The sequence below is a fragment of the Geminicoccus flavidas genome (assembly GCF_009806515.1).
Classification (GTDB): domain Bacteria; phylum Pseudomonadota; class Alphaproteobacteria; order Geminicoccales; family Geminicoccaceae; genus Geminicoccus; species Geminicoccus flavidus.
The window spans coordinates 1-11,915 of record NZ_WUJP01000847.1; the positions used below are offsets into that span (position 1 = coordinate 1).

The 11,915-nt window shown below is 68.3% G+C and carries 10 protein-coding genes, 1 tRNA gene and 2 pseudogenes; 1 reads left to right on the top strand and 12 read right to left on the bottom strand.

Going from position 1 to position 11,915, the window contains the following annotated elements; translation table 11 throughout:
* The 3 genes from EQG76_RS24340 to EQG76_RS24350 all read right to left on the bottom strand — a co-directional run.
* On the bottom strand, positions 1–250 hold a 250-nt coding region (locus tag EQG76_RS24340), incomplete at its 3' end, for an ATP-binding cassette domain-containing protein (RefSeq protein ID WP_159717173.1).
* A complete protein-coding gene (gene ssuC / locus EQG76_RS24345; protein ID WP_159717175.1) occupies positions 247–1,131 on the bottom strand; it encodes an aliphatic sulfonate ABC transporter permease SsuC in 885 nt (294 codons plus the stop codon). The genes ssuC and EQG76_RS24340, both read right to left, overlap by 4 nt.
* The gene (locus tag EQG76_RS24350; RefSeq protein ID WP_159717191.1) at positions 1,131–2,078 is read right to left on the bottom strand and encodes a sulfonate ABC transporter substrate-binding protein; all 948 of its coding nucleotides are present in this window, start codon (positions 2,076–2,078) and stop codon (positions 1,131–1,133) included. The genes ssuC and EQG76_RS24350 overlap by 1 nt, the downstream gene beginning before the upstream one ends.
* Before the next feature lie 184 nt (positions 2,079–2,262).
* Between EQG76_RS24350 and EQG76_RS24355 the strand changes: the two are divergent.
* Positions 2,263–3,488, top strand: a pseudogene (locus EQG76_RS24355) (acyl-CoA dehydrogenase family protein).
* Positions 3,489–3,527: 39 nt separating this feature from the next.
* Here the strand turns inward: EQG76_RS24355 and EQG76_RS24360 are convergent.
* The 9 genes and pseudogenes from EQG76_RS24360 to EQG76_RS24400 all read right to left on the bottom strand — a co-directional run.
* A pseudogene (locus tag EQG76_RS24360) lies at positions 3,528–4,934 on the bottom strand (LLM class flavin-dependent oxidoreductase).
* Between the two features lie 448 nt (positions 4,935–5,382).
* Positions 5,383–5,470, bottom strand: a tRNA-Ser gene (locus EQG76_RS24365).
* 48 nt (positions 5,471–5,518) lie between these two features.
* Positions 5,519–7,006 (bottom strand): phage terminase large subunit, encoded by a 1,488-nt coding sequence (gene terL, locus EQG76_RS24370; protein ID WP_159717177.1) that lies wholly within the window; start codon positions 7,004–7,006, stop codon positions 5,519–5,521.
* 50 nt (positions 7,007–7,056) lie between these two features.
* Positions 7,057–7,488 carry a hypothetical protein gene (locus EQG76_RS24375; protein WP_159717179.1) on the bottom strand — a complete coding sequence of 144 codons (432 nt, stop codon included), beginning with the start codon at positions 7,486–7,488 and terminating at the stop codon, positions 7,057–7,059.
* A complete protein-coding gene (locus EQG76_RS24380) occupies positions 7,488–9,413 on the bottom strand; it encodes a hypothetical protein (RefSeq protein ID WP_159717181.1) in 1,926 nt (641 codons plus the stop codon). The genes EQG76_RS24375 and EQG76_RS24380 overlap by 1 nt, the downstream gene beginning before the upstream one ends.
* Positions 9,410–9,982: a hypothetical protein gene (locus tag EQG76_RS24385; RefSeq protein ID WP_159717183.1), complete on the bottom strand. Its 573-nt coding sequence runs from the start codon at positions 9,980–9,982 to the stop codon at positions 9,410–9,412. Before EQG76_RS24385 ends, EQG76_RS24380 begins: the two co-directional genes overlap by 4 nt.
* Positions 9,983–10,056: 74 nt before the next feature.
* The gene (locus EQG76_RS24390) at positions 10,057–10,326 is read right to left on the bottom strand and encodes a hypothetical protein (RefSeq protein ID WP_159717185.1); all 270 of its coding nucleotides are present in this window, start codon (positions 10,324–10,326) and stop codon (positions 10,057–10,059) included.
* Positions 10,327–10,330: 4 nt separating this feature from the next.
* A complete protein-coding gene (locus tag EQG76_RS24395) occupies positions 10,331–11,149 on the bottom strand; it encodes a phage capsid protein (protein ID WP_159717187.1) in 819 nt (272 codons plus the stop codon).
* A gap of 182 nt (positions 11,150–11,331) precedes the next feature.
* Positions 11,332–11,915: capsid assembly protein (locus EQG76_RS24400; protein WP_159717189.1), on the bottom strand; the 584-nt coding region annotated here is incomplete at its 5' end.

An 11,915-nucleotide genomic window follows, 5' to 3' on the forward strand; every position in this document is an offset into this window, starting at 1 on the left:
GCGCCCCGCCCACGCTCACTCCGCCATGGCTGGGTGTGTCCAAGCCTGAGATCAGGCGCATCAGGGTCGACTTGCCGCCGCCAGAGCGGCCTACCACGGCCAGGAACTGGCCGGCCGGCACGGTCAGCTCGAAGCCGTGCAGGACCGAAAGTTGGCCGAACGACTTGCTCACCTGCCTGAGCTCGATCGATAGGCCGGCAGGTGCCGGCGCTGCAGCCGGCGCGCTGGCGCGAAGTTGGGCGGCGCTCATGGCTGCAGAGCCTCCTTGCCGGCTTGGTAGGCCGGATGCCAGACGAGTGCCCTGCGCTCGATCACGCGGGTTAGGCTGTCGGCCAGCTTGCCCAGCAGCGCATAGACCAGCACGCCCAGCACCACGACGTCGGTCTGCAGGAATTCCCGCGCATTCATGGTCATGTAGCCGATTCCGGAACTGGCGGAGATCGTCTCGGCCACGATCAGCGTCAGCCACATGATGCCAAGCGCATAGCGCAGACCCACCAGGATTGAGGGCAGGGCGCCCGGCAGGACGATGCGGAAGAACAGTGCGGCCGGGCCCAGGCCATAGACCCGCGCCATCTCGATCAGGCGGCGGTCGACCGTGCGGATCCCGTGGAAGGTGTTGAGATAGATCGGAAAGGCGCAGCCGATCGCGACCAGGAAGATCTTGGCGGACTCGTCGATGCCGAACCACAGGATCACCAGCGGGATGATCGCCAGGTGCGGGACGTTGCGCAGCATCTGCATCGACGAATCGAACAGGGTCTCGGCGGAGCGCCAGACGCCAGTGGCGATGCCCAACAGCAGGCCGATGCCGCCGCCGATCAGGAGGCCCAGCAAGGCCCGCTGCGTGCTCACCAGCGTGTTGCTAATCAGGCTTCCGTCCAGCAGCGTGCGCCAGAAGGCGGCGAGCACGGCATCCGGTGCCGGCAGAATCCGGTTGGAGATGAAGCCCACCGAAGAGGCCGCCTGCCAGACCACCAGGGCGGTGATCGGCAGGGCCCAGGGGGCCAGATGACCGGCGAGCCGCAGGAAGCCGGCTCCGGCTTCCCCTTTTGCTAGGTCTGGCAGGCCGGGTCGTTCCGCCCCCGGCAACGCGGCCCGCTGGGCCGTCCGCTCGGCGGCCCCGCCCATCAGTCCGCCGTCCAGACGGCAGAGGCGATGTCGATCTGGTGCGGGATCAGGCCCAGCTTGAAGAACGTGTCCGCCACCTCCTGCTGCTGCCCGACCACGTCACCCGAGAGCGGCCTCACGTCGTAGGTCTGGCGGGACAGCGCCTTTTCCAGGATCGGCACCGGGATACCGATGAGCGGCGAGAACTGCTCGGCGGCTGCCGTGGTGTTGGCCTTGGTCCAGGCGCCGATCTCGGACACGCCGGTCAGCACCGCCTCCACCACCTCCGGTGCCTGTTGCACGAAGTCCCGGGTCGTGAAGTAGAACTGGTAGTTCGAGACGATCCCGGTGCCGTCCGTGAGCTGGCGCGCCTCGATGGTCTGCTCGGCTGCCGCCTGGAAGGGATCCCAGATCGCCCAGGCATCGACCGAACCCTGCTCGAACGCGGCGCGGCCATCGGCAGGCGTGAGGAATGAGGTCTTCACCTCGTCATAGCCCACGCCGGCCTGCTCCAGCGCCCTGACCAGGAGGAAGTGGACGTTCGAGCCCTTGTTCAGGGCGATGTTCTTGCCCTTCAGGTCGGCCACGGTCTTGAGCGGGCTGTCCTTGGGCACCAGAATCGCCTCGCCCTGGGGCGCTGCCGGCTCGTAGCCGACATAGACCAACGGTGCGCCGGCTGCCTGGGCGAAGATCGGGGGCGCCTCGCCGGTATTGCCGAAGTCCACCGCACCCGCGTTCAGCGCCTCCAGGAGCTGCGGCCCGGCCGGAAACTCCGCCCAGGTGACCGAATAGCCGAGCGGCGCCAGCTTTTCCTCAAGCAGACCCTTGTTCTTGAGCAGGATCAGCGTGCCGTATTTCTGGTAGCCGATCCGGATGACCTTCTCCTGGGCTGTCGCCGGTGCGGCACCAACCATCATGAGCAGGCCAGCCGCCGCAACCAGGCGACCCAGAGCACGCCTGCCAGGCATCCAAGCCATCGTCGACTCCCCTCAGCCATGACTGCCGAGTCGAACTTAGGAATCCTAAGATCATTTTGTCTATCAATTATATCGACAATACCCCTTAAGCGGCACAGGAAGGTCCGAGCCCTGCCGGTCCATGCGCTTCGGCGGGCGGGCGGCGGCTCAACCTCTAGGTCGGGAGACGGATGGCTTGACCAGGACGACAGGTGTTTGGGGCGCTGGCCCGACTGCCCGCTATGGCGAGCTGGCAGGGCGGTTCCGGCCGCTGTTCGAGCGCATCCGCCAAGGCGCGGTCCAGCGCGAGCTGGAGCGCCGTATGCCCGTCGAGCAACTGGGCTGGCTGAAGGAGGCTGGCTTCAGTGCCGTGCTGCTGCCGGAGGTAGCTGGCGGGGCTAACGCCAGCATCCCGGAGTTCTTCGAGCTCATGGCCGAGCTCGCCCAGGCGGATTCCAACCTTCCGCAGGCGCTGCGGGTCCACTTCCAGTCAGTGGAGAACGTGCTGGTCGGCCCGGCCAGCGCCTGGCGGGACCGGTGGATCGCGAGGTTCGCGAAGGGCCAGACGATCGGCAGTGCCTGGACCGAGGTGAATACCGGCGCCAAGGCCGGCACCTTCGCCACCCGGATCGTGCGCGACGGCGAAGGCTGGCGGCTGAACGGCACCAAATACTACACGACCGGATCGATCTTCGCCGACTGGATCAATGTGGGCGCCGTCGACGAGGCGGACGAGCATGTCTCCGTCCATGTCCCGGCCAGGGCGTCGGGCGTGTCGATTGCCGACGACTGGGATGGCTTTGGCCAGACGCTCACCGGCAGCGGCACCGCCACCTTCGTTGATGTCCCCGTCGCCAGGGATGAAATCCGGCCGGCCGGCGAGACCTTCGGCTACTCGGCGGCTTGGCTGCAGGTGAACCATCTGGCGACGCTGGTCGGCATCGCCCGCGCCGCCGCTGAGGAGATCGCCCAGGCCGTGGCGGAGCGGCAGCGCACCTACACCCATGGCGCCGCGGATCAGGCCAGCCGGGATCCACAGGTTCTGCAGGTGGTCGGCCGGGTCCACAGCCAGGCCTATGCGGCCGGCGGTATCCTGCAGCATGCCGCCCAGGCGCTGCAGCGCTGCCGTGACGCGACGCTGCCGGGAGATCCCGAGGCGATCGAGGCGGCCAACATCCGCGCCGAGATCGAGATCGCCCAGGCGCAGACCACGATCGCAAGCCTGGTCCTGGACGCCACTGCCCAGGCCTTCGACGCGCTGGGCGCCTCGGCAACCCTGCGCAGCAAGGGGCTCGACCGGCACTGGCGCAATGCGCGCACCGTGTCGTCGCACAACCGCTGATCTACAAGGAGCGGATCGTCGGCGACTACGCCGTCAACCGCACGCTCCCGCCCTTCCAGTGGCATATGGGCCAGGCCTGACCCGGCAGGCCCCGGCCGGTTCCCGTCAGCCGCAGCCGCTCATTCGGCTGCGGCTGCTTCCCTCGCCGCCTCGGCCCGCTTGACCACCTCGATGTTGCGATAGGCAGCCGCTGGATGCGGTGTGCTCAGGCGCGGGCCCTTGCCGAACAGTTTCTCGCGCAGCGTGCCCGGCCGGTAGGCGGTGGGGTAGACGCCGCGCGCCTGCAGTTCCGGCACCAGATAGCCTACGATGCTCTCAAAAGTTTCCGGCGTCACCGCATAGGCCAGGTTGAAGCCGTCGACATCGGTAGCCTCGACCCAGCTCTACAGGATATCGGCCACGGTCGCCGCCGAGCCGACGAAGACCGGGCCCATCCCGCCGATCCCGCCCCAGGCGGCCAGCTCCTCGATGGCCCAGGCCCGCCCGCCACTGGCCAGATGCTCGATCGCCGAGACGATCGCGTTGGTCTCGACCTTGCGCACGAGGTCGGTGGGCGCGTACTGGCCGAAATCGATGCCGGTCCAGCCGGACATGAACACCAGCGAGCCGTCATAGGAGACATAGCGCCGGTAGTCCTCGAACTTGGCCTGGGCCTTGGCGTCGGTCTCGTCGACGATCAGCGTCACCAGCGTATAGACGTAGAGTTCGCGTGGATCGCGACTGGCCCTGGCGGCACGCTCGCGGATGTCAGCGACATAGGACTTCAGGATCGGCTGGGTGGGCGCGCTGACGAACACGCACTCGGCATGCTGCGCGGCGAACGCCTTGCCCGAACCGGACGCGCCTGCCTGGTAGAGCACGGGCGTGCGTTGCGGGGAGGGCTCGCACAAATGGTAGCCCGGCACCTCGAAGAAGCGGCCCTTGTGCCCGATCTCGTGGACCTTTTCCGGGTGGGTGAACACGCGCTTTTCCCGGTCCCGGACGACCGCCCCGTCCTCCCAGCTGCCTTCCAGGAGCTTGTAGATCACTTCCAGATACTCGGCGGCGACCTCGTAGCGGTTGCCGTGCCGGCGCAGCCCGCCCTCGCCGACATTCTTCGCGCCGCTTTCCAGGTAGGAGGTCACGATGTTCCAGCCGACCCGGCCCTTGGTGTGGTGGTCGGCGGTCGAGAGCCGGCGGGCGAAGGTGTAGGGGTGTTCGAACGAGGTGGACGCGGTGATGCCGATGCCCAGATGCTCGGTCGCCAGCGCAATCGGTGCCGCCAGCTGGATCGGGTCGTTGACCGGGATCTGCGCCGCCTGGTGCAGGGCGTGGTAGTTGCTGCCCTTGTAGACGTCGTAATAGCCGATCACGTCGGCGATGAAGATGCCGTCGAACACCCTGCGCTCAAGCGTCCGCGCCAGGTCCTGCCAGTAGCCCAGGTCCTTGTAGGTCCACGACCGGTCCTGCGGATGTGCCCACAGCCCTGGTGACTGGTGGCCAACGCAGTTCATGTCGAAGGCGTTGAAGCGGATCTGCCTGGTCATCATGACTCCCATCGTCAGCGCGTAGCGGCATGCGCCTCTGCGCCTATTTCGGTCTGCCGCGATCCAGCCAGAACGTGAACCCTACAAAAGCTATAACTTTCATATAGAACAGAGTAGGCATGGCCGATGAGCGAGAGCAGCCTGGCTGTCGGTCCCAGGCGCCAAAGCCATAGAGCTGCATGTTGCAAGACGTTCGTTGAAGCTAACGGTAGGCCACATCTGCAGAACGCTTCGTTCCTAGCCTTACGAGCCATCGCGACTTGTTTGCCTGCACCCCAAGGTCCCCTGCGAAAGCTCGGCCTCCTTCAGGCGGCAGGAGGATCTGGTTCAACTTGCTAGACTACACCGCCCCACAAGCTATCGACTCACTCCGTTGGGACAATCGTTGGGACCAGAAGCCAGCGGATGCTGTAGTTCCCATACCAGGCCATAGGTTATCAGCGATCTGTGGCGGAAGCGGTGGGATTCGAACCCACGAAAGGTTGCCCTTTGGCGGTTTTCAAGACCGCTGCCTTCAACCACTCGGCCACGCTTCCTGCCGCAGTGACGCGCTTACGGCGCCAGCGCCGGGGATGCAACTGGGCTCAGAGGTCGAAGCTGGACGGGGCGATGGTGGGGCGGGCGGTGCGCCAGCTCGGACGGGTGCGCAGGACATGCAGGCCGGACAGGCGTACCGGCTCCTCCAGGATGCAGCCGGCGACCGCGTCCAGCGCGTCGTCGCGGCTGTCCCGGTCGGGTAGCCATTCGCGCATCTCCTGGACGAAGCCGCCCTGCCAAACTTCCTCGTGGACATGGAGGCGGCCCGAGGCGAGCAGCGGGTCGAAGGCGTCCAGGATCCGCTGAGCCTTGCTGCGGCTGGAAACCCGCTCGATCACCGCGCAGCCGGTCCGCGCACGGCCGACCGCCTGGCGCAGCAGCGAGGGCAGGAAGCGGCCGATCCCGTTGGTCTCGATCCGGATCGCCGGCTGGGCCATGGCCTCGGCGAACGCCACGACCTGCTGGCAGAGCTGTGCCGCCTCGTCCTGCTCGGCGATACGGGCGGGGTCGTGGGTCAGATAGCGCAGGCCGTGCAGCCAGTAGTCGCCGGCCTCGCAGACGAACACGCAGGCGACCACCGGGGCGTCGCCCTTCTTCGGCGTGCCGAAGGCCGGGTCCCACCAGCAGGTCGCCGACACCATGCGCCGGCCGCCGATCGTGAGCACGGTCTCGCCATTGCTGCTGGCCAGCTCGATCTCGCCCCGGTAGCGGCGCATCCGCTCGGGCTCGAGGCGCACCTCATGGACATGGGTCGGCTCCAGCAGCATCTGCGAGCGGAACTTGGCGGGGCCGGTCTGCTCGCGAATCCGACGAACCACGTCCGGCGGGAAGCGTTCGGGCCAGACGCAGCTGCCGTCCTGCAGGTCGAGGAGCGGGATGGCCAGGCGCCGATAGCCGGCCAGGAACGGCGCCGCCTCCTTCAGCTCGGCCCGGGCCTGCTCGGCATAGAGCGAGTAGAAACTGTGCGGCGTGCCGACATAGAGGATCGTGCCCTCGGGCATCAGGATGTAGTCGAGCTCGCGGAGGCATTCGCGCAACTCCTCGCGCTTGCCTGGTGTGTCCGAGGTGTTGGGTACCTCGACATCGTCGCAGATCACGACGTCGGCGCGCAGCCCGGTCAGGTTCCCGGTGATGCCGCGCGAGCACAAGGAAGGATCGCGGAAGTCGTGCGGGCGGGCGACGGTGAACCGGTCGGCCGCCCACTGCTCCTTGCGGTCGGGCAGGAGATGCTCGCAGAACGGATGGCGCTCGATGACGCGGCGGACATTGCGCGCCATCTTGTCGGCGAGGTTCTGCTCGGCCGACAGCATTAGGATCCGCAGGTCCGGGTTCTCGGCCAGGATCCAGGCGCAGAACTGGCCGACCAGGGTCGACTTGCCGGCATTGCGGAACACCATCAACAAGAGGCGCCGGTCGCCGCCGCGCCAGCACGCCTCCAGCCAGTCCGTCACCCGGACATGCAGGGCCGGGGTCGTGCGGCCTTGTAGCCGGTTATAGACCCAGACGAACTGGCGAAAGCTACGGCGGCTTGGCATGGCGGGCGATCCGGAGGGCGGAGAACGGGCTGCCGGGTCGATCTGAGGACTCAGTCCAGCAGGGAGCCGCCGGCCAGGCCGCCGAGCACGCGGACACCCTGGCCCAGCACACTGCCCTGCTGGTCCAGCAGGTTGTTGCGCTGGCGCAAGGCGGCCTTCGTGTCGTTGCCCTGCAGCGCCAGCCGGGCCTGGGCATCGGCTTCGGCCTGCTCGGTGCGGGCTTGGCGCGTCAGGCCGCTCGCGATCGCCTCCGCGGCCCCCCGGTAGGAGCCGATCCCGGCCGAGCCGGCCCGGGCGCGAGCACTGGCCAGCGCCTTGGCGAGCTGCTGCTCGCGCTGGCGGCGCTCGATGCTCTGCCGGAGCTTGATCTCCTGGGCGTTCTGGACCCGGTCGGCTTCGATCAGGTCGTTGGCCCGGCTCTTCTTCTGCTGGCCCAGAAGGGCGGAGAGGCCGAGCGTGGCGAGGCTGGTTGCGGCACCCATCAGTCGATCACCTGCAGTTGGTGGGACACGGAAAGGAGGGTGAAGGCGGAAGGGTCATCCTGCGCGATCCGCCAGGGCGTGGTCTCGATGCCACGCCGCCAGCCGAGCACGCGGACCGCATGGTCCCCGGTGAAGCCGCCGGGCACGGCCGGCAGGGCCTGGGCGGCCGGACCGCTGCCGAGATCCAGCCGCAGCGCCAGCGTCGTGAGCAGGCGGAACGAGAGGCGGACCACTCGGTAGCGGGCATCCTGGACCCGGTTCGGCAAAGGCAGGGCGCGCACCGGCTCGATCGCATGGGTGAAGGCGAGGCCCAGAACGAGCGTGCTGGCCGGCTGGGGCAGGGTCACGCTGCCATTCGTGACGACGGTGCGGCCCACCGGCCGGCCATCGCCGATCAGCCAGACCTGGCGGTCGTTGAACCGTTCCAGGCCCGCCCATACGCTGCGCGGCGTCGTGGCAGTGAACGTCAGGGTACCGTCGACGCCCAAGGAATCGTCCAGATATTCCAGCGAGACCGTGCCGTTGCGCGACACCAGCAGCCAAGTGCGGCCATCCAGATAGGTTACCGCGCGGACCAGGCCGTTGGTGGTGAGCCTGGACCAAGCGACGATGCCGTTCTCCCGGTCGATCGTGGCAGCCGCCATGCTGCCATCAGCGCGCACCACCAGGACGAGGCGGCGGATCGGGTCGAACGCCATGTCGACCGGGTCGGCCAGGAGATGGCGGGCCAGCACCGCCAGGTCGGCGGCCTGGAAGGCTTGCTGGTCGTCGGTGAACAGGAACTCGCGGAGCTCCTTGCCACTGCGGCTGACGAACAGGGTGGCGCCATCGACCTCGACCGGCGGCAGACTGCGGGTAACCGGCGAACCGATGCCGGTCTGCTGGTCGGCGCGGATGGTGGCAGGCGTCAGCGGGTCGCCGGACAGCGCCCATTCGCCGACGCTGGTGAACACCTGGAGCTGCCGGCCCGAGACCAGGGCGCGGATCGCATGGTTGCGCTCCGTGCCGAGTCGGAAGCGGAACGCCTCGTCATCCAGGCCGGTCCCCTCGTCGAAGTCGAAATAGCGCCCGGTCCTGGACATCCAGATGGCATCGGGCAGGTCACGCGAGCCGCCCACCACCAGCCGGTCCTGCCAGAAGCCGACTGTGATCGGGTAGCCATGGGCCTGGCTGAACGCCTGCTCGTCCCAGTCGCGCGTGGTCTGGCCGTCGTTCAGCGCCTCCAGCACCAGGCCTATCGCCTGGGTGGTGTTCCGCACGCTCTGGATGGTCACCTGGCGGCCCTTGATCCGCAGGCGCGTCCCCGCATGCAGCGCGGTGAACACCGGCGCTGACGCCGAAAGGGTCACCAGCGAATCGCGCGGGATCGGCTGGTCGGTCGCAAGCCCGGTCTTCACCGGCTGGAGTGCCACCTCGTCCGCAGCGAAGCGGGCGAACGGCTCGCGATAGGCAAACGGTGCCGGCGCACCTTGCGGGATGGCGAACGACCATTTGCGCAACTGCCAGCCGCCGGAGGTCAGCCGGACGAGCTGGCGCGGCTCCAGGTCGGGATGGCAGATCAGCAGGCTCTCGCCCAGCCGGGCAAACGAGAGCTGCGGCACCTGGAGGTTGCTCCAGTTGGCCGCGGCCGGCGTGCTGGGCGTGGCAGCAATCGCGTCGCCGATGATCACGTCGACCTTGAACGGACCGAACGCCAGAACGGCACCGCCATCCGCCCCGTCGAAGGGGACGAGGCGCATGCCGCCCGGCACATCGGTGGACCGGCGCATCCCGGGCCGGCGGGTGACCCCGCCGGTGACCTGGACCACCACGTTCTCGAGCAGGGCGGCACCCTTGGCCAGCGCATCAAGGTCGGAGCGCCCGGTCAGGCGCGGGTCGAGCTCCCCCGCAGCAAAGCCGGTCTTGATCAGGGTGACCGCACTCATCCGAGCCGCGCCTCGATCAGGGTGAAGTCCTCGAAGCGCCGGGGCGTGCTCTGCTGGCTGTCGACCAGCCGCGCCTGGCGCAGCTCCAGGTCGGCGGCACGGCGCAGGACCTCGGCGCGGCTGGCGCTTTCGGTCACCGGCAGACAGAACTCGGCCGCCAGCCGGGCCACCAGGGCCGCGGCGAAGAAGGCGGGGTAGTCGCTCTCGGGCATGCGGCGCTGGTAGGTCAGCGTGACGGCGCGCTCGTCCGTGAACAGCGCGGGGCCGAGCACCCGGTATTCCGCGCCGCGGCCACGCCGGTCCGAGCCCGCGGAGATGACCCGGAGGCAGTCGGCCGGCAGCATGTGCCGCCAGGCGAAGTCGGCGGATCCCGCTGGGGCGGGCTCGCTCAGTGCCGCCTGGGCGATCGAGAAGCTCCAGGGATGGGCGCTGACCAGCCCGTCGCGCACCAGGCCATAGAGGCGGAACGCCACCGTGGCCTCCGCACTGCCGTCGGCGAACGACCCGATGGGGGCGGCACCCAGCCGTACCAGGGCCTGCGAGCAGAGATCGACGTCGCTGTACGCCATGAGCTTGTCCTCGAGCTGGCGGTGGCCCGGGAGGCCAGCAGGCCTCCCGGGTCCATCGCAGCCGTCTTGGCCGGTCAGTCGGAGTTCAGCACGCCGAACTGGACCATGTTGGAGATGTCGACGATGCCGGACGCATTCGCGACAACCACCATCATGCCGTGGGTGGGTGAGGTACCCAGGCCGGCATTCAGCATGATGAAGTCGCCGACCCGCAGCATCTTGGCCGCCTGGTTGAAATAGCCGGCATTGTCCACCGCGGTCGCGGCGTCCGCGGTGCGGTAGTGCCAGAGCGTGAAGCCGTTGGCGTAGGACAGGACGCTCAGGTTCTCGGATTGATAGGCCATCGGTTTAGTCCTCCAGGCACGGCATCGTCACGACGCCCGCGGTCTCGATCAGCACGGCACCCTGGGACATCGAGGAAGCGACGAAGTGGGCGGCACGGTCGCCGTGCCAGCTGATGTCGGTCTTCACGTCCTGGCCGATGGCATGGCCCATCGCCGACTTGTGGTACCAGAAGCAGCTGCGCCTGGTGCCATCGAGTGGCAGGCCCGAATGCGGGATCCAGGTGGTGCCGAGCCACATCTTCGCCTGGGTGCCCTTCCAGGGCAGCTCGGCATCGCCGATGAACTCGGAATTGGCGAACTCGGCTAGGTTCAAGAGTTCGGACCACTGCTTCCAGCCGACCACCGCGAAGCGCTGGCCGTCGTCCGGCACGTCGTTGGCGCCCAGCATCTCGAAGGCCTTGAGGACCTTGGCCTTGGTCAGGCCGTCGGCATCGGTGCCGGCCACCTGGGACGAGGTCTTGAGCGCGTTGATGATCAGCTCGTCGGTCTTGCGGCCGAGCGCGAAGGCGCCGGCGTTGGCGAGCACGCTGCGCTCGTCAATATTGGTCTTGAGCTCGTCGAGCTGGTCAACCCACTCGCCGGCATAATAGTCGAACAGCCGTGCCTCGACCGTCGCGAACTCCACGTTCATCACTGGCACGACGCTGTTGCGCCCTTTGGTGGTGGCCGTGCCGCGGCCGACCTTCTGGAAGACGGTCGAGCTGCCGACGACGCCGTTCTTGACCCGGATGGTGTGGCGGAGCTTGCTGCCCTGCCGCTGATAGGCCTCGTGCACTTCGCGTTCGAACTGCTTGACGAACGCCTGGTCGATCGAGGTGGACATTTGCGGTCCTTCCTTGTTGGTCGCCTGTTGGCCGCGCGCGCGGGTTGTCCGGGCCGCATGGGTCCGGGCCTTGGCGAAAGAGCCGTCGCTGGTTGAAGCCATGGCGGGCGGGTGGGCCCCGCTTTTGGGGTTGTCCACCCGGCCGCCGCCGTGGTTCCGGGCGCGGGATGCCCTTCTGGCGGTCAGCCGCCGTAGAGGCGGCGGTAGCCGTCGGTCACCCGCGCCACGAAATCCTTGTCGCGGTCGCGCCAGTAGCGCGGATCGCGCATCATCTGGGCCAGCCGGTCGGGGTCGGGGGCGCCTGCCGCCGGATCGCCTCCGGCGACGATCTCCGGCTCCTTGGCGCGCATCATCGCGTGCAGCGCCATCACCCCGTCATAGGAGCGGGACAGGGTCTCGTAGGTCGCCCGGTCCAGGTGGCGTTCGCCGAACGCCTTGAGCTGCTCCGCCACCGCGGCGAACCGCTCAGGCCCGCCGAACTGCTCCGCCAGGCGGGCCCGGCCGGCCTCGGCCGCGCGCAGCCCCTCGACCTCGGCGAGCGTCGCCTCCACCAGAGGGGCGATCCGTTCGGCGGCCAGGTCGTAGACGAGCTGGGCCTGCCGGTTGGTGAAGCCCGCCTCGTGCAGCCGGGCGTCGAGCTCCCGGTCCTGCTCCAGCCACTCGGCCTTGCGCTCGATCTGGTAGTCCGCGGGATCCTTGGGCCGACCCAGCACGGTCAGCAGCCGATCGCGCGCCGCCGGGTCATCCGGATCGTCCGGAGCCGGCA